The organism is Clostridium sp. K13 (assembly GCF_019734195.1).
Lineage (GTDB): Bacteria > Bacillota > Clostridia > Clostridiales > Clostridiaceae > Clostridium.
In genome coordinates, this window is the sequence record NZ_JAASHM010000004.1 from 66391 (window position 1) to 83622 (window position 17232).

Annotated in this window: 19 protein-coding genes; 7 read left to right on the top strand and 12 right to left on the bottom strand. The window is 25.7% G+C overall.

Translation table 11 applies throughout. The features are described from left to right. Nucleotides 1–11: 11 nt before the first annotated feature. On the bottom strand, nt 12–950 hold the full coding sequence (locus HCG76_RS04195) for a type I phosphomannose isomerase catalytic subunit (protein ID WP_221698835.1): 939 nt from the start codon (nt 948–950) through the stop codon (nt 12–14). A gap of 381 nt (nt 951–1331) precedes the next feature. Here HCG76_RS04195 and HCG76_RS04200 point away from each other — a divergent pair, with 381 nt between their 5' ends. Together HCG76_RS04200 and HCG76_RS04205 are read left to right on the top strand one after the other, a co-directional pair. Then, nucleotides 1332–1532: a hypothetical protein gene (locus HCG76_RS04200; RefSeq protein WP_221698834.1), complete on the top strand. Its 201-nt coding sequence runs from the start codon at nt 1332–1334 to the stop codon at nt 1530–1532. 65 nt (nt 1533–1597) lie between these two features. Further along, nucleotides 1598–1762, top strand: a complete 165-nt coding sequence (locus HCG76_RS04205; RefSeq protein ID WP_221698833.1) for a hypothetical protein — start codon at nt 1598–1600, stop codon at nt 1760–1762. A 77-nt stretch (nt 1763–1839) separates the two neighbouring features. Here the strand turns inward: HCG76_RS04205 and HCG76_RS19350 are convergent, their stop codons facing one another. Beyond that, a complete protein-coding gene (locus tag HCG76_RS19350) occupies nt 1840–4161 on the bottom strand; it encodes a putative bifunctional diguanylate cyclase/phosphodiesterase (protein WP_221698832.1) in 2322 nt (773 codons plus the stop codon). Between the two features lie 186 nt (nt 4162–4347). On the opposite strand from HCG76_RS19350, the gene HCG76_RS04215 reads away from it, so the two are divergent. Then, complete coding sequence (locus HCG76_RS04215) at nt 4348–6126, top strand: ABC transporter ATP-binding protein (protein WP_221698831.1); 1779 nt, start codon at nt 4348–4350, stop codon at nt 6124–6126. A 246-nt stretch (nt 6127–6372) separates the two neighbouring features. Here the strand turns inward: HCG76_RS04215 and HCG76_RS04220 are convergent, their stop codons facing one another. Further along, the gene (locus tag HCG76_RS04220; RefSeq protein WP_221698830.1) at nt 6373–6621 is read right to left on the bottom strand and encodes a hypothetical protein; all 249 of its coding nucleotides are present in this window, start codon (nt 6619–6621) and stop codon (nt 6373–6375) included. Between the two features lie 301 nt (nt 6622–6922). On the opposite strand from HCG76_RS04220, the gene HCG76_RS04225 reads away from it, so the two are divergent. Then, a complete protein-coding gene (locus tag HCG76_RS04225) occupies nt 6923–8650 on the top strand; it encodes an ABC transporter ATP-binding protein (protein ID WP_221698829.1) in 1728 nt (575 codons plus the stop codon). Between the two features lie 76 nt (nt 8651–8726). Here the strand turns inward: HCG76_RS04225 and HCG76_RS04230 are convergent, their stop codons facing one another. The 9 genes from HCG76_RS04230 to HCG76_RS04270 form a co-directional block, all read right to left on the bottom strand. Then, complete coding sequence (locus HCG76_RS04230) at nt 8727–8903, bottom strand: hypothetical protein (RefSeq protein WP_221698828.1); 177 nt, start codon at nt 8901–8903, stop codon at nt 8727–8729. Nucleotides 8904–8976: 73 nt separating this feature from the next. After that, complete coding sequence (locus HCG76_RS04235; RefSeq protein WP_221698827.1) at nt 8977–9906, bottom strand: HPr kinase/phosphorylase; 930 nt, start codon at nt 9904–9906, stop codon at nt 8977–8979. 22 nt (nt 9907–9928) lie between these two features. Next, complete coding sequence (locus HCG76_RS04240; RefSeq protein ID WP_221698826.1) at nt 9929–10852, bottom strand: hypothetical protein; 924 nt, start codon at nt 10850–10852, stop codon at nt 9929–9931. Between the two features lie 17 nt (nt 10853–10869). Next, on the bottom strand, nt 10870–11148 hold the full coding sequence (locus HCG76_RS04245; protein WP_221698825.1) for a PqqD family peptide modification chaperone: 279 nt from the start codon (nt 11146–11148) through the stop codon (nt 10870–10872). A 476-nt stretch (nt 11149–11624) separates the two neighbouring features. Continuing rightward, nucleotides 11625–12080, bottom strand: coding sequence for a lasso peptide biosynthesis B2 protein (locus HCG76_RS04250; RefSeq protein ID WP_221698824.1), 456 nt, complete (start codon nt 12078–12080; stop codon nt 11625–11627). Next, nucleotides 12055–12384: a lasso peptide biosynthesis PqqD family chaperone gene (locus HCG76_RS04255; RefSeq protein ID WP_221698823.1), complete on the bottom strand. Its 330-nt coding sequence runs from the start codon at nt 12382–12384 to the stop codon at nt 12055–12057. Before HCG76_RS04255 ends, HCG76_RS04250 begins: the two co-directional genes overlap by 26 nt. 369 nt (nt 12385–12753) lie before the next feature. Further along, nucleotides 12754–13035 carry a hypothetical protein gene (locus HCG76_RS04260; protein WP_221698822.1) on the bottom strand — a complete coding sequence of 94 codons (282 nt, stop codon included), beginning with the start codon at nt 13033–13035 and terminating at the stop codon, nt 12754–12756. Nucleotides 13036–13056: 21 nt separating this feature from the next. After that, nucleotides 13057–13377: a hypothetical protein gene (locus HCG76_RS04265; RefSeq protein ID WP_221698821.1), complete on the bottom strand. Its 321-nt coding sequence runs from the start codon at nt 13375–13377 to the stop codon at nt 13057–13059. A 124-nt stretch (nt 13378–13501) separates the two neighbouring features. Continuing rightward, entirely contained in the window at nt 13502–14425 is a 924-nt protein-coding gene (locus HCG76_RS04270; protein ID WP_311776379.1) for a hypothetical protein, read from the bottom strand. A 349-nt stretch (nt 14426–14774) separates the two neighbouring features. Between HCG76_RS04270 and HCG76_RS04275 the strand changes: the two genes are divergently transcribed. The 3 genes from HCG76_RS04275 (at nt 14775) to HCG76_RS04285 (ending at nt 17048) form a co-directional block, all read left to right on the top strand. Further along, nucleotides 14775–15680, top strand: a complete 906-nt coding sequence (locus HCG76_RS04275; protein WP_221698820.1) for a hypothetical protein — start codon at nt 14775–14777, stop codon at nt 15678–15680. A 15-nt stretch (nt 15681–15695) separates the two neighbouring features. Then, nucleotides 15696–16631, top strand: a complete 936-nt coding sequence (locus HCG76_RS04280) for a hypothetical protein (RefSeq protein WP_221698819.1) — start codon at nt 15696–15698, stop codon at nt 16629–16631. A gap of 168 nt (nt 16632–16799) precedes the next feature. Then, entirely contained in the window at nt 16800–17048 is a 249-nt protein-coding gene (locus tag HCG76_RS04285) for a hypothetical protein (RefSeq protein ID WP_221698818.1), read from the top strand. The last annotated feature ends 184 nt before the right edge of the window (nt 17049–17232 follow it).

The following is a 17232-nucleotide window of genomic DNA, read 5'->3' on the forward strand; positions in this document are numbered from 1 at the left end:
TGATAAAATCCCTACATTGGGTAACTCTTAATTACAGATACATTTCCTCTAAGTTGATACTTTCCAAGAGTAGCAGGAATTAAGTAGCTATCTCCCATTTTAATTTCTTCTGTGTATTTTTCCCCTGAGGCAATAATTCCATTACCTTCAACGCAAGTTAAAATGAAGAACTTTTCTTCATTACTACAATCAGACCATTCTGTTTCTACATTAAGCTTTTGCATACCAAAATACTCATTTTCGCAGAAATCAACTTTAGAGAATCCATCAAACTTAACAACCTCTTTATTAGAAAGGTTTGCTGCCTCTAAATCAAAGTTAATTACATCTAAAGACTTTTCAACATGAATTTCTCTTGGTCTTCCATAATCATAAACTCTATAAGTAACATCTGAATTTTGTTGAATTTCAGCTATTATTAACCCTTCACAAATAGCATGAACTAATCCACTATTAATTAAGAAGCAATCTCCCTTTTTAACATCTACAACATTTAAAAACTCTTCACACTTTCCTTCTTCTATTGCTTTTGCAAATACTTCTTTATCGCAATTTTTTGTTCCAACAATTAGCTTTGCACCTGGTTTTGCATCTACAACATACCAAGCTTCAGTCTTACCAAATTGATTTTCAACTCTTTGAGCATACTCATCTCCTGGATGAACTTGAACTGATAATTTTTCTCTTGAATTTATTAACTTAACTAGTAATGGGAACTTTTCTGTACTTACCTTTGAACCAACTAATGCATGTCCAAATTCAGCAATAACTTCATCAAAACCTTTACCCTTTAATTCTCCATTTGCAACTATTCCTGTTCCATTTGGATGACATGCAACATCCCACGACTCACCAATTTCTCCTTCTGGTAAGTTATTTCTAAAGGCTTCTAAATCTCTTCCACCCCAAATTTTATCATAATAAAGATTTTCAAATTTAATTGGATACATACTCTCTTCTCCTTCTCATCTTCTTTTATACTTAATATTAATAAAATACTTATTATACTATTAGTTACATACTTATCTAATTTTTAAATTTTACATATATTTTCATTTTAATTTTATATTATTGTTTATATAAAAACAATGTGTTTAATTTCCTATTTATTTGCTTTTTTTCATATTTGTATGTACAAATTCAAGTTTTCTTTAAACACTTCTATATCTTAATGTATATTTTTTGTACAACCTTCAAACAATATATATATGCTTAGGAATAAAACCTTTTAGAAAATAAATCTAACTCTATTTATTTCTATAGTAAAAATAATACTTAAGCTTATCCAAATTAAATTTATATCAATATTTTTATTGCAAGGAGGGAGCATCTTGAAAGATAAATCTAATGTTTATTTACCACACGTAAGAAGCTATTATGAACCAAGTGAAGAATCTTTAGTAAGCAAATCTCCAGAAGGAGTTGATACACCCTTAGCAAATACTGTTGAAGATTCAATAGTAGTAAATAATATAGCATGTCAAGAATTTAGTTACATAGACGATGATGATACTGATAGTAACATAGATTAATACAACAAAATTTATTAGTTCAATTCAACAAGTAAATAGATATGTTTTAAAGGAGAATTAGTATTATGGCTAAATCTAATGATAAACAAAATAGAACTAGAGGCGTTATACCTTCTAGTAATACCGAGCTTCCAAATCCTCTTAACAGTTATAATAGTCCTCTTGGTAGTTTAAATAATAAAAATAGAGAAACTATACAAAAGGAAAATAAACAAAATAATTTGTTTTAATTAATACCTCAAAATAATTAGTATCTCAAAAATCAAAAATGCTATGATAAATATCAAATTTTATCATAGCATTTTTATTATTCGATATACCCATAAGGCATGTTAGAAAGAATTTTTCTTATTTCTGATAATGATAATGGACATGAGAAATAATATCCTTGGAAGTAATCACATCCAACATCGCTTAATACATTAAACTGACCTTGAGTCTCAACTCCCTCAATAACTGTTTCCATTTCAAGTAAATGGGCAATATTCTTTATATTATTAACAATCTTGAAATCAACATATGATCCATTATGTATAAATATTCTATCAATCTTAAGAATATCAAGTTTAAATTTCTTTAAATAGCTAAAAGATGCATAACCTGTACCAAAATCATCTAAGGCAATTTTAATACCCTTTTTATTTAATAAAAGCAAGTTATCATGAATAATTATATTCTCATCTAAAACTACTGATTCAGTTATTTCAAAACATAAACTTTCCCAACTTACATTATATGTATTAAGTATTTTTTCAACTTTATCTACAAATTCAACTTCCATAAGTTGAATTGGAGAAACATTTATACTAATTTGAAACTTATCTCGGCTATTAAATAAATCATTAAAGCTTCTACAAACTTCTTCGATAATCCAATATCCAATTTTAACTATCTCTCCAGTTTCCTCTGTGTATTCAATAAAATCACTTGGTGCTACAAACCCTAATTCTTTGTTATTCCATCTAATCAATGCTTCTAGCTTCTTTATAGATTTATTTTTATCTACTATAGGCTGATAAAATAAAGTAAACTCATTATTATCAATTGCCATTTTTAATGCTTCTTTAATCTTTTCACTTTGAAGTATATCGTTATAAATAACATCATTGAAGAATAGTAGCTCTTTACTATTACTTTTCTTATTTGAATACATCATAAAATCACTTTTATTTATCAGATCATTAAAATTATTTGCATCCTTAGGATATACAGAAACTCCTGCAGCAAAATCAATAAATAACTTCTTTCCGTTATTAAATACTATTGGTTCCTTAAATGCTTCTAATATTACTTCTTTATAAAATACTTCTAACTCATTATTATCTTTATAATCACTATATATAACTATAAATTCATCTCCAGAATACCTTGTTATTAGTCCTTTGTAATTTAAACATTCTTGAATTCTTTTACTAAAATTAACTAATACTTCATCACCAGCACTATGACCAAAAACATCATTAATATATTTAAATTTATTTAAATCAATAAATATTAATGCAAACTCATTATTGCATTGTATTAAATCATTGCATAGCTTAGATAGTAATTTTCTATTAGGTAACTTTGTTAATTCATCATAATAAATAAGTGACCTTAACTTTTTATCAAAAGAATTTCCTAATGAATTTGAAACAAGTTCTAGCTGTTCAAACTCATCCATTTTATCAAAGTATAACTCTTTACTTTCTAAGTTTCTAAATAATATTTTTAATTTATTCAGTGATTCTAATATAGGATTAAATGTTGCTTTTATTAATAAAATCAAAATTATTACATATATAATCCCTAAAACTGAAAAAATTACAATACTAAATCTATTAATAGTTCTCGTTTCCTTATTATAAATTATTGATTTTTTATCATACCTTAAAAATATTGGCAGTTTATCACCAAATTCACTTTCTAATTTTATTATATAATCATCACTGTCATTTCTAATACTATTAACAATTCCATCTTTACAAAGATATTCATTCTCTTTGATCTTTATATATGTATCTAACTGCCCCATATAAAATCCTAAATTTATTTCTTTAATTAAATCTTCAATAAAAACTTCTAAAATAGCTGCTCCTAAAAGCTCATTATTTTTATCTGAATAAATAGGCTTAAGTATTAAAACAGCATATCTTCCTGTATCAATATGTTTATTAATATTACTAATTAATATATCCTTCTCTTTTTCGAACTCAAATCCCTTTAATGACTCATTGGAAAGCAAATCGTAATTCGGAATAATTTCGCCTTCATAAATTAAATATTTTCCTTGAATACTAGCAATACTAGCTGAATTTATAAATATAAACTCTTTAAAATACTTTTCAAATTCTGTCATTTCTTTAAAACTATCTTTTATCCTTGTTTCATCTAGTTCTTCTATACTTCTATTGTCATCTAATATGTTTATAATCTTTTTATCTTCTGCTAAAGTATCGGCTAAGTCTTTTAATAGTTCAAATTTATTATTTAGTATTTTTTCAGTTTCTTCATAATGAGTACTATAAGTAAATTCTACACTCTTTTGTAATCCAAATTCCATAAGTACACTATTTGTTATTATTAAAAGACCCATAAATGTAATTCCTATAATGGCAAGCTTTAAATTTATTTTTTTAGTAAAAATCACTTTGTCACCTCAGAATCTTTATTTTGTTACTCAAACAATATATTACCATATTAGCCTTACTTTTGCTACAAAATACCTATTATAAAAATATGCACTTAAACAGCACATCAGGGTATTCTTGTAAAATTTTTACTACAATGTTAAAATAGAAACATCTGCCAAAACAGGAATTAGAAAGGGGTTACTATGGAAAGCTTAAAAAAACTTAAACCATCAAAAGACTTATGGATAAAGATAAAATGGATGGCATCATATGCAAAACCTGCAATTCCATTCTTAATATTTTCAATAGTTGTAAATGTTATATTTGCACTTATAGGTATTTATAATGTTACAGTTTCAAAATCTTTAATAGATTCTGCAATTAGCGGTGACTCTGATTCAACTATCCGCTGGTTAATAACAATGCTTGCAATTACTTTGATTAGCATGTTATCAACTCCAGTAACATCCTTTATGAGTACACATTCATCAACAAAATTGACTCAAAATATTCAAAGAAAAATCTATCAACATATACAATGTAGTGACTGGCTAGAGCAAAGTAAATTCCACTCTGTAAGCCTATTAACAAGAGTAACATCAGATGTTAGCAATATAAGTTCTGCTATTCTTGGTACAATCCCAAGTCTTGTTTCATTATCAGTTACTCTTATTGGTTCTTTTTATACACTTATAAACTGGGCACCTTCAATTGCATTTGTTGCAGTATTTATTGGTCCTTTCCTAATTATAGTTGGAAGATATTTTAGTAGTAAGCTTAAAACTTTATATAAGGAAGCCCAAGAAGAAGATGTTAAATATAGATCTTTCATGCAAGAATCTATTCAAAATATAATGATAGTTAAAACCTTCTGTATGGAAAAAATAAATATGCATAGACTTGTTGAAATTCAAGATAATAAATATAGAATTGCTATGAGAAATACTAAGCTTTCTGTAATGACTTCAATGTCGATGAGCTTCTGCTCTTCTCTTGCATATTTCACAATATTTACTTGGGGAGTTTTAAATATAGCTAAGGGGTTATCCACTTATGGTACCTTTACAGGAATGCTTCAATTATATAATAAGGTACAAGCTCCATTTTCTTCATTAGCAAGTATGATTCCTGGACTTATATCAACTATAGCTGCTGCTGAAAGACTTATGGAAATAGAAGCTATTCCAGTTGAAAAAATGGCTGATGAAAAGGAACTTGATAATATTACAAACCTAGAGGTTGCTTTAGATACTATTAGTAGTAAAGTATCTTCTGAATTCAATAAGCCTAATATAGTTTTTGATAATGTATGTTTTGCTTATAAAACTGATAATAATATTTTAAAGAATATAAACTTAACTATAGAGTCTGGTGAAACATTAGCCTTTGTTGGTCCTTCTGGTGAAGGTAAAACAACTATGATTAGACTTATTTTATCATTGATTAATCCAACACAAGGTAATGTACTTCTTAGTGAAGATAATCTAGTAAAAAATATCAATAGAAACTATAGAGAACTTATCTCTTATGTTCCTCAAGGTAATACTTTATTCTCTGGAACTATTAGAGATAACCTTAAATATGGAAAACCTAATGCTAGTGATGATGAAATTTTTACAGCTTTAAAAAGTGCTTGTGCATTTGATTTTATTAATGACCTTGAAGATGGTCTTGATACTATGATTGGTGAAAAAGGTCTTGGTATTTCAGAGGGACAAGCTCAAAGAATTGCCATTGCTAGATCTTTCTTAAGAGAGAGACCAATATTAATTCTTGATGAAGCAACATCTGCTTTAGATCCTGAAACTGAAGTTGCTGTACTTAAAGCAGTTAGAAGCTTACCTACTAAGCCAACTTGTATAATAATAACTCATAGACCTTCTGCTCTTAATATTTGTAATAGAATTATGAAGTTAGAGAAGGGTCATCTTAGAGAAGTTAGTAAAGAAAGTATATTGGAAGTTGCTAGTGAATTAGTTTAATAAACAAATAAAATCCACAGATACAAAATTATATTAGTATCCGTGGATTTTTAAATTTTTACATATAATATCAGCATATATTTATTATATATTTTTATTACAATTTACGTAAATCGTTCTTTAGTATTATATTTTTTTATAATTATTACTACTTTAGTCTAAATACTGCTACTATTAAATAAAACTATATCACTATATAAATTAAATTTATGTAGCTATATAGTTTTCATAACTTTTTATTATTTTTTAAGATTCTGGTACCACAGTATTACCTGCATTTTCTCCAGAGTGATCCTTAGGATGCCACCTTCCATGTACCTTACACCATACCCAGTCTGGATGATTAGCAGGCTTATTATTAGGATCAGCATATTCCTCATTTCCAAGTCCGAATATTTCTGCACCAGCCCAATTACATATTTCAATATAATCTGACTCAGTGCTAGTCTTATCAACGCCTAACTTAAATATAGTTGGATTATTCCACTTTTTCATACACAAATACCTCTCTTTCTTTATAATAGTAATTTATCATTAATAATAAATTAAACTAACTAATATATAATCACCTAATTTACACTTTAATGGTAATTATTATATGTATATTAATTTTAACAATTAATTCTAAATGATTAAATTATACTAATTAATCATTTTTCAATAATACTTAAGAGTTATGTATTAATACTCATATAAACTATTCCTTCATTCCCTATTTGCATTATTTAATTGTTTTTTTAAATAATGGTATAATATTGTAATAATTAAATCATTTTTACAAAAGGAGAAATATTTAATGGATACTATAAAAAAACTAAAATGGATTTTATCAAACGCTAAGTCGATACTTCCATTTTTAATATTAATAACAATTATAAAATCAACACTTTCTTTAGTTGGTGTTTATAGTGCTTTAGTTTCTAAATCACTTATAGATGCTGCTATATCTCAAGAAATTAATATAGTTATACATTGGCTTACAATTATGATTGCAATAACATTTAGTCAAATATTAATTAAACCCATAACATCTTTTTTATCAACATATTCTTCATCAAAACTTAGACAAACTATACAAGAAAGAATGTATATTCATATAAATAAAAGTGAATGGTCTACTGTATCTAAGCATCATAGTATAAGCTTATTGACACGAATTACTTCTGATACATCTACAATTACTTCTACAATAGTAAGTACAATTCCAGGAATTATTTCCTTAGGTGTTACTTTAACAGCTTCATTTTTTACATTATTTAAATTATCACCTTATATAACTTTAGTAGCATTTTTAATAGGACCATTTTTATTTATAATAAGTAGATTTTTTAATAAGAAGCTTAAAGTTATATATAAAGAAATGGAAGAGGAAAAGGTTAAATATAAAACCTTTATTCAAGAAAGTATAAATAATCTATTAATAGTTAAAACATTTTGCCTAGAAAATGAAAATATTGAAACTGTGAAAAAAATTCAAAAAAATAGAATGAAGCTTTCTTTAAAAAGGACATTTATAAAATCTGCTTCTAGAGTACTTATGAAAATATCCTCTTCTGCAACATACTTAGCAATATTCTCATGGGGTACATTAAATATTGCTAAAGGATTAAGTAGCTATGGTACATTAACTGCTATGTTGCAATTATATAATAATGTAAAAGCTCCATTTGCAAGCTTTGCTGGAACTGTTCCTGAATTTATATCAACTATAGCAGCTGCAGAAAGACTTATGGAAATTGAAGAAATGACCTTAGAACCTACTAATTTAAAAATTTCAAATAAAAATATAGTAGATAATAATATTTACTCTTTAAATCCACCTAAAATTGAATTTAAAAACATAAACTTTAGCTATAAAGAAAATAGGACAATATTAAAAGATATTAATTTAACTATTAATCCTGGTGAAATAATAGGCTTAGTTGGGGAATCTGGTGGTGGAAAAACCACTTTAATAAGATTACTTTTAAACCTTATTCATAGCCAGCATGGTGATATAACTTTACAATACAATGATGAAACTCCAATAAAAATTACAAAGGAACATAGAGACTTAATTTCTTATGTGCCTCAAGGTAATACTCTATTTTCTGGTACTATTAAAAACAATTTACTTCTTGCAAATAAAAATGCTACTGATTCTGAACTAGATAATGCCATACGACAAGCTTGTGCTTATGATTTTATTCAAGAACTTGATGATAAATTAGATACTGTATTAGGTGAAAATGGTATGGGAATTTCAGGCGGACAAGCTCAACGTTTATCTATAGCAAGAGCATTTTTAAGAAAAAGACCTATTCTTATATTAGATGAAGCTACGTCTTCATTAGATATGGAAACTGAATATAAAGTAATAAAATCAATAAGTTCACTAGAACATAAACCAACTTGTATAATAATAACTCATAGACCTTCAGCTTTAGAAATTTGTAATAAAGTTTATAGACTTGAAAACGGAAATTTAAATCTTATTGAAAATAATAGGTTATTTAATGAAATTGCAAGTGATATAAAAATATAAATAATAAGGTATTATCTAAGTTATTAAAACTATAGATAATACCTTATTTTCAATTTCTGATTAGGCTAAAATATAATTAACTTTCCCCATTAAATGGACAATCACTTGAACAAGATGAAGAACCATCATTACTTGAATCACTACTAGCAGAATGTATGCATTTTGTATTTGAATGCCCCTCCTTTGTACAAGATTTTGTTTCTTCCACACCTAAATCAAATATTTCTGGCTCTTGCCATTTCTTCATTGTCATAGTTATACCTCCCTTTATTTATATATTTATAATAAATAATTTAATATAATAATTACTTTATATTAAATTATAATTATCTACATAGTACTTTATTAATTTCATCTATTTGCTCTTTTAAAGTAAATATTTTTAAAGGCCTTTTTATTCTATATATTGATATATCCTTAGATAAGTTCAACAACATATTAAAATATTTTTCCTTCATACCAACCTTATTAAGAATTTCTATTCTATAAATATTTTTTCTAATGATATCTATCTTATCAAAACCACTAATTTCTTCAATTTCAACCTTACTATTATCTGATATACATATTTCAAATATAGCTTTTAACTTAACTGGCTTATAACTAAATTTATTGGGAATTCTAATAAAAAACTTATCTCTTTGTCCATAAGCTTTATTAAATTCATTTAAGTCATAACCAAAGTTATTTATGGCATCCTTACATAACTTTCTTTGTGGATATGCAGGCTCTATAAATATTCCATCCTTATCTAAACTTCTAATAGCTGCTACATCATCAGTAATCATGTTATATCCAAGATCAACTAAAGCTGATGTCAATGTGGACTTACCGGCACCACTATCCCCTGTTATAATAACTCCATTACCATCTATATCAATAGCTCCACCATGAATAGCTAATATTTGTCTTTGAATAAGTAAGCCTCCAAAGATAGTACCTAATAAAAAAACTCTAATATCATTAATATCAGACTCATCATAAGGTTCTATTAAAATTTCTCTTCCTTTATATACATAATATTGAGCTACATTATCTATATTGATCCACATTGTATTATTTCTATATTTATTTTTTCTTTTCTTAGCTTTATATTCACTTATTTTACCTGGCATTTTTCCAAGCTTTATTGATACATCTATTTCATCTATATCTTTTATAGTAGCTTGTACTAACTGAGGAATTTCTATATCCGATATTACATTTAACCCATATACTTTATAAATAAAATTATCTATATTTAATATGTTACTCATATTAATGACCTCTCATAAGCAATTAATTAACTAGCTCTTCTAAGACTAATTTCATTTGTTCATTTACAGTAAATCCATTCTTAGGTCTTTTAAGCTTTAAAAACCTAACATTTTGAGCTAAATTAATACACTGTTTATAATAAGATTTCCTAAACCCTGTATATTTAGTACACCAATACATATATACATTTTTTAGCATTCCCATTAATTTACTAGTACCTTCTAATTCCTCTATTTCAACATTCTCTATATCATCACAAGGTTCAATTTCAATAATAGCAGCTAGTTTTATAGGTGTATTTACAAAATCATTATTTGCGGGTACTGAATACATCTGATTAGATTCTTTACTTATAATAAAATCATTACAATTAAATCCTAAACCTTCTAAAGTGTTTTTCGCTAACCTTTGTTGTGGATAACCTGGATTTACTATTGGATATTGATCTTCATCTATTGATAGTACACATAATTCATCAGATAAAAACTTATATGTATCTTTTCTAAAGGCTGCTGTTAATGTAGATTTTCCAGAACCACTTCTTCCTGTAAATATAACTGCTTTTTCATTAATAATTACTGCACTTCCATGAATAGTTACTATATCTTTTTGTAATAAACATGCAGCCATTGATCTCCATATAAGGAATGCCTTTAAATCATTAAAGATATACCCCTCTTCTGGCTCAACTAATATTGTTTTAGCATCCTTAATATAATAAGTTCCTACGTTTTTTATATAAAACCATATTTCATTTCCATCATAAAATCTAGCTATATTTTCTTCATCTCTCTGTTTTTTTATTTTTTCAGGCATACTTCCTTGTTTAACTACTATATCAACATTATCATCATTAACATAATCATTAACTATAAATTCACTTATCTCAATTTCAGATTTTATTATTTTTCCATAAGATTTATAATAATAAACTTTTTCTTCCATGTTCTTCTCCTAATACATTAAGCTATATTTAATAAATCTATTTCATATAACTTATTTAAAAATCTTAATACTGAAGCAGTACATTTTTCCTCATCTATATCATATTCTTTAAGTAATATACTTACTATTTCTGAAGGAATATTTGTTTCATCTAAAGCATCCCAAATTCTACTACCTATGCTATTAAGAGCAAAATACTCTCCCTTTTCTAAATTCATAATTGCTTTATCTCCATTAATTTCACTTACATCAACATTATCATTTTTTAATACTTTAGTATTTAATTTAATATTCATATCTTAAATAATCTCCCATATAAAATCCTATTCTAACTATTTACTCATTAACTTTATATATAATTAAATTGTTATATAAAATATATTATTAAAATAACTACTACCTTTATAAATCAATTTATAAAGGTAGTAGTTATTAATACTTAATAAAAAATATATTACTAAGAAATATTTGCACTTATACCACAACAACACTCTGAACCTGGAGCTCCATCCCAATGCACACCAGAACACTTTTCATTTCTATAATGTCATTCAGTTTTTTTACATCCATTCGCATGCTATTCATTAAGGCTATGGCAATAATGTTTATCATTATTATCTAGCAAATTCATTCCATGATCAGCTCCACATGTACATTCTCCTACCGTATGTGTTTGTATAGATCTTAATCTCTCTAATTCTGGTTTACTCCAAATTTTTTTTTCTATTATTAGTATCTCCTTTTAATTTATTATTTATATAGTAAAATTTATTTAATTAGCAAACTTAGCAACAACAGTATATTGATCTCTTATACCTCCACCTGTTACATAATACTCACCGCATCTTAACCATGCATGAGCTTTCATTTCATTTCCATCTTTTCTTACCCCTAAATAAATAGTAGTTGAAATTCCCTGGTTTTTTAATAATTTTTGAGCTGTTAATGCTTGTACTAAACATTTACTTTCCCAAGGTGTCTTAGTAGCAACAAATAAAACCCTATGTGATATTCTTCTAGCCATTTTATATGTGTCATTATCAACCTTATCCGGAGATTCCTGTTTATGTGATCCCATTCTTTTTCTTAATTTATTAAATGGAACAAAAAGTATAAATGCTCTATAGAATCCTGTATAAAAAAAAGTTTGCATTATATCAAACTTTTCTCTATTATTCATACATATAAATGTTTTAGTTTTCCTAGCTAATGCTAATAAGCTCTGCATTATTTAATCTTCCTAAAAATTCAATTACTGTATCTGTACAAGTTTCTTCATCAACTTCATACTCAGAAAGTAAAGCTTCTATTATTCCTTTAACATTTATAGGTTCTATAATTATATCCCATATTCTACTTCCAACTTCATTCATCATAAAGTATTCACCTTTATCAAGGTTCATCATTACTTTTTCTCCATCTAAATCAGTATCATCTATTTCTAAGTTTTTATTGATTACTGTATCTAAATTTATTCCAAAATCCTTTTTTAGTTTTCCAACCTTACCAGTACTCTTTTTAAAATTAATCATCTCTTTATCCCACCTTATATAATAAATTAAACATAATATTTTTACTTAAACTTACTTATTAGATCAATTCTATGAAAACCATAGTATTTTTCATATCAACTTACTAGATTCATCTTATTTTATATAATCTATTACACTATTTATATAAATACGACACTCTAATTGTAACTTTTATATACATATTATGTAAATAATTCTTAAATACCAATTAATTTTTATTCTTATAGAACTTTATTACTAATTAATTTGTACTACTTAAAATAATACTTTTTAGTATACTAATTTCTAGTGAATTTTTTCATATAAAATTATGCATCTTAGATTAATAATATTATTAATCTAAGATGCATATATTCCTCTAATTACTATTTATGAATCTTGTGATCCACAACAGCATTTTGATTTATGAGCTGCACCCTTCCATTCATGTACTCCACCAGTTGGACATTTAGCATTTTGAGCATGTCCTGCTTGTAAGCTAGCACAATTATTTTGGTGCCACATATTATCCCTATGACAGAAATGAAGATTTCCTGTATCAGGATTTCCTGAAAAAGTAGTTATACCATCATTACTAATACATCCACATTCCCCTGATTCAGTTCTTTCTAATTTAACTGCTGTAATACTTGGTTTTTTCCATTCCCTCATTCAAATTCCTCCTTTAAAGAACTATTTATATATCAGTCCTTGTAATATTCTATATTTTCCTGCTCCTCTATTTCCTGTAATAATTATTGCTTTATCATTTATCTTCATAACACCACCATGAATAGCAACCTTTTCTCTTTGAAGCATTATAAATCCTAGACAACTACACATTAAATAAAGATTAATCTCCTGCCCATTAGCCCCTTTCCAAGGTTCAACTATAACCTCATTACCATTTTTAATATAATAAGATGCTACATTATCTATTTCAAACCATACATAGTTTTTACTATAAAATGATGTTTTTCCTTCTGACCTTAATTTACAAATATTATTTGGCATATCTCCATAATAAAAATAGACATCAATATCATCTTTGATATATCTATTCTTTTTGTAAAATAAAATAGGTTACACAAAATGATTTCCAATCATTTTTTGTGTAACCTATTTTAATGTACTAACTCTATAACACAACTTCTTTAATTTCAATTACTTCTCTTTCAATTAAATCAATTTGATCATCTACTGTAAATTTTTCTAATGGTCTTGTTATCTTAAAGAACCTTATATTTTTAGCTATATCAATACACTGTTTAAAATACTTTGGATTCATTCCACCTAAATATTTAATGTATTCTCCTCTATAAATATTTTCAATAATATTATTTAGCTTTTCACTACCTCGTAACTCCTCAATAATTACTTCTTCAACATCTCCAACAGTAAGCTTTACTATTGCAGATAATTGCTTTGGTTCATAAATAAATTCATCCTTAGCCGGTATTATATATTTAACTTCTTTATCACTCATAAAAGAAGTGTATTTTTCTTTATCATATTCAAAGTTATCCATAGCAGATTCACATAATTTTTGATATGGAAATCCCGGCATTACATATGGAACTTTTTCTATCTTTGTTGAAGCAACATCATCTGATATGAACTTATATCCTTTTTCTCTTAATGCTGTAGTTAATGTAGATTTTCCTGCTCCCCTATCTCCAGTAAATATAACAGCCTTATTATTCATCTCAATAACTCCACCATGAATAGCTACCATATTTCTTTGAAGCATTATAAATCCTAAACAACTACACATTATATAAATTTTCATAAGTTGCATATCAGCATTTTCACATACTTCTACTTTTATATCATTTCCATTAGATATACAATATGTTGCTATATTATCTATATGAAACCATATCTTATTTTGAAACAATTGTATATTAATTCCTTCAGAAATTTTATCCTTTATTTCTGTTGATATTTTATCATATCTTATATTAACTATATTTTTTTCTAATATTTCATCTAACTTATCAAACTCATCAATTTCTATTTCTGATCTAATATTTAATCCATAAACTTTATAATTATTTATCACTAATATACTCCTTATAGCCAATTTTACAATTAATGTAATTAACATTTTAATTATACTATTCTATTTATTTATAATAAATTATCCTTTAGTAGTACATTTTAAAATATTAGGATTACTTATACGTATTATTGCTAGTTATAATAATTAATTTTCAATTAATTATAAAAAGCATGATTATAAAACCAGCCTTAACTCATTTATACTCTATAGCTACTTATTTATCAAAACATTCACAGAAGTTCTACTTCCATACTTTAATAAGTAGTAATACTCAACCCCTCTCTTGTTATAATTTACCACTTATATATTTTGTGATACACTTATTTTATATAAAAAAGGAGAGCTTTTTATGAAGTATTACAAAATATATGGATTAATAATAAAATCAGATATTAAATTATATAATTCTAATTTAATATCTTTATCTTCCACAACTCCAGACATAGAAATAGTATCTAAATCTATTAACACCAATATAGATTCTAGTTTTATTTCTCGTAGTAATTTTTACTTCTCACAAAATAATATAATTTTTATTATAGAAAATGTAGGCCGTTACCAAATTACTAATGGAAATAAAATAACTATAGAATATTTACCTAATACTGATTTAGAAGAAATAAGAAAATATATATTAGGTAGTGCTTTAGGACTTCTATTATTCCAACGAAATATAATAGCACTTCATGGTTCATCTATTGTAATTAATAATAATGCTATAATAATCTCTGGAAACATAGGTGCTGGAAAAACAAGTACTACTTTATCACTAGTTAATAAAGGTTACAGCTTTTTAACTGATGATGTAGCTTCTGTAATAAAGGATATTAATGGAACTTATAATGTTCATCATTGTATTCCTTATCAAAAATTATGTTTAAATACTATTGAATCATTAGGTTATGATAAAAATAAATTAATACAAATTGATAAGATAAAAAATAAATACTATAGTCCAGAAATAATTAATTTCACAAAAGAACCTAAAAAACTAAAATCATTATTTTACTTAACAACTTCAAATAATTTAACTACAGTTTCATGTTCTGAAGTATTTGGAGTTGAAAAATTTAAACTTATTCTTTCTAATATTTTTAGAAAAGAACTTATTCCAAATGAATTAATTAAAGGTAATTATATAAAAGAAGTTTTAAATTTATCTAAAAATATTTCTGTCTATAAAATCACTCGCCCTAAAAATGGAAATAGCGTAGAAAAAATAGTTAATATTATTGAAAAATATGCTTGTAATTAATGAAAGGATTATATTATGGAACTAATAAAAGAAAAGAAAAATTTTTTTTATAAACTATATGGTTTAAATATTAATTCTGACTTTTATTTATCAGAATTATCCCATGCTGAATTTGAAACATTATCTCATATTGATATTAATATTATTAATGGCAAATGTCCTGAAAAAATAGATAATTATAAAGTCTCTAATAGCTATTATACAGTCTCAGATAATGAAGCTATGTTCTCTGCTGAAGAATGTGGACATTTTTACATAAAAAATGGAGATACCATTATAATAGAACCAATAGCTAATGCTAATTATCAACATTTAAAAGCTTATCTATTATCAAGATCTTTTGCTTTATTAATGTTTCAAAGAAATACTATAGCATTACATGGCAGTTCTATTTTATTTGACAACAAGGCCTATGTATTCTGTGGTCGCTCTGGAACTGGTAAATCAACTCTATCCGCAGCACTAACTTTACAAGGCTATGACTTATTTTCTGATGATTTATCTGTAATAACTTTTGATAATAGTAATAACCCCTTAATTCATTGTGGTTTATCTAATAATAAACTTTGTAAAGATGCTATGGAATATTTTAATATTTCTACTGAGAATCTAATTAAAGTTGATAATTTTGTAAATAAATATGCATTACCAAGTTCTAAGAACTTTTTTGATTGCACTGCTAAAGTTAATATATTAATTGAATTGTCAATAGATTATAATACTTCTGTTAAAAATACTGAAGTATCTTTAACGGAAGTATTTGGACAAGAAAAATTGCAAACATTATTTAGAAATATTTTTAGAAATCAACTACTTAATGATGTTGGTTTAAAACCTAATTATTTAAAAAGCTGCTTAAACTTAAGTAAAAATATTAGAATATTTAAATTAAAGCGACCTAATAATTTATTTACTCTAGAAGAACAAATTAGCCTAATAAAAAGAATATAATTTTTTATTATACTTAAGTATTACTTAATATTAATACCTATTCTTATCATCTTTTGTAATTTACATTTTTTTCTTAAAATGCTAAAATTCTATTAGTATTATAGTATTTTTACTATAATACTAATTTAATTATAAAATATAATTTGTTCTATGAGAGGGGTAAAAACAATGAAAAAATGGTCAAAACCACAAATTAAAAATTTAAGTATTGTCTGTACAAATTCTAATTCATGCGCTAGCTTTGAACAAAATCCGAATCCCGTGACATATAGCTCTAGAAAAATGCCAGATTGGGTTGCAAATCTTGGATGCATACATTGTCTAAATTTTGGATTTGATGCTTTTAAAGAATGGTGCTTAATTTATAATAATCCTGAATTAGATCATGGATGTGAAACAGATTCACCTTCAGCTTAAAATAATAATACTTATTTTTATTTAACTTAAGTATTATAATTAAAACTACTACAAAAAAACAAAGAGTAATTAAAAAATAAATTACTCTTTTTTTTTCGCTATTATTAGATTTATATTCATGAATTAAATTATCTAAGCTTATATTATTTTCAATATATTTTTCATATTCAACTCTTTATATTTA

Coding starts and splice junctions, on each gene's coding strand:
- HCG76_RS04195 (WP_221698835.1), bottom strand. CDS start 950: ATGTATCCAATTAAATTTGAAAATCTTTATTATGATAAAATTTGGGGT.
- HCG76_RS04205 (WP_221698833.1), top strand. CDS start 1,598: ATGGCTAAATCTAATGATAAACAAAATAGAACTAGAGGCGTTATACCT.
- HCG76_RS04215 (WP_221698831.1), top strand. CDS start 4,348: ATGGAAAGCTTAAAAAAACTTAAACCATCAAAAGACTTATGGATAAAG.
- HCG76_RS04220 (WP_221698830.1), bottom strand. CDS start 6,621: ATGAAAAAGTGGAATAATCCAACTATATTTAAGTTAGGCGTTGATAAG.
- HCG76_RS04225 (WP_221698829.1), top strand. CDS start 6,923: ATGGATACTATAAAAAAACTAAAATGGATTTTATCAAACGCTAAGTCG.
- HCG76_RS04230 (WP_221698828.1), bottom strand. CDS start 8,903: ATGACAATGAAGAAATGGCAAGAGCCAGAAATATTTGATTTAGGTGTG.
- HCG76_RS04235 (WP_221698827.1), bottom strand. CDS start 9,906: ATGAGTAACATATTAAATATAGATAATTTTATTTATAAAGTATATGGG.
- HCG76_RS04240 (WP_221698826.1), bottom strand. CDS start 10,852: ATGGAAGAAAAAGTTTATTATTATAAATCTTATGGAAAAATAATAAAA.
- HCG76_RS04245 (WP_221698825.1), bottom strand. CDS start 11,148: ATGAATATTAAATTAAATACTAAAGTATTAAAAAATGATAATGTTGAT.
- HCG76_RS04250 (WP_221698824.1), bottom strand. CDS start 12,080: ATGCAGAGCTTATTAGCATTAGCTAGGAAAACTAAAACATTTATATGT.
- HCG76_RS04255 (WP_221698823.1), bottom strand. CDS start 12,384: ATGATTAATTTTAAAAAGAGTACTGGTAAGGTTGGAAAACTAAAAAAG.
- HCG76_RS04260 (WP_221698822.1), bottom strand. CDS start 13,035: ATGAGGGAATGGAAAAAACCAAGTATTACAGCAGTTAAATTAGAAAGA.
- HCG76_RS04265 (WP_221698821.1), bottom strand. CDS start 13,377: ATGCCAAATAATATTTGTAAATTAAGGTCAGAAGGAAAAACATCATTT.
- HCG76_RS04275 (WP_221698820.1), top strand. CDS start 14,775: ATGAAGTATTACAAAATATATGGATTAATAATAAAATCAGATATTAAA.
- HCG76_RS04280 (WP_221698819.1), top strand. CDS start 15,696: ATGGAACTAATAAAAGAAAAGAAAAATTTTTTTTATAAACTATATGGT.
- HCG76_RS04285 (WP_221698818.1), top strand. CDS start 16,800: ATGAAAAAATGGTCAAAACCACAAATTAAAAATTTAAGTATTGTCTGT.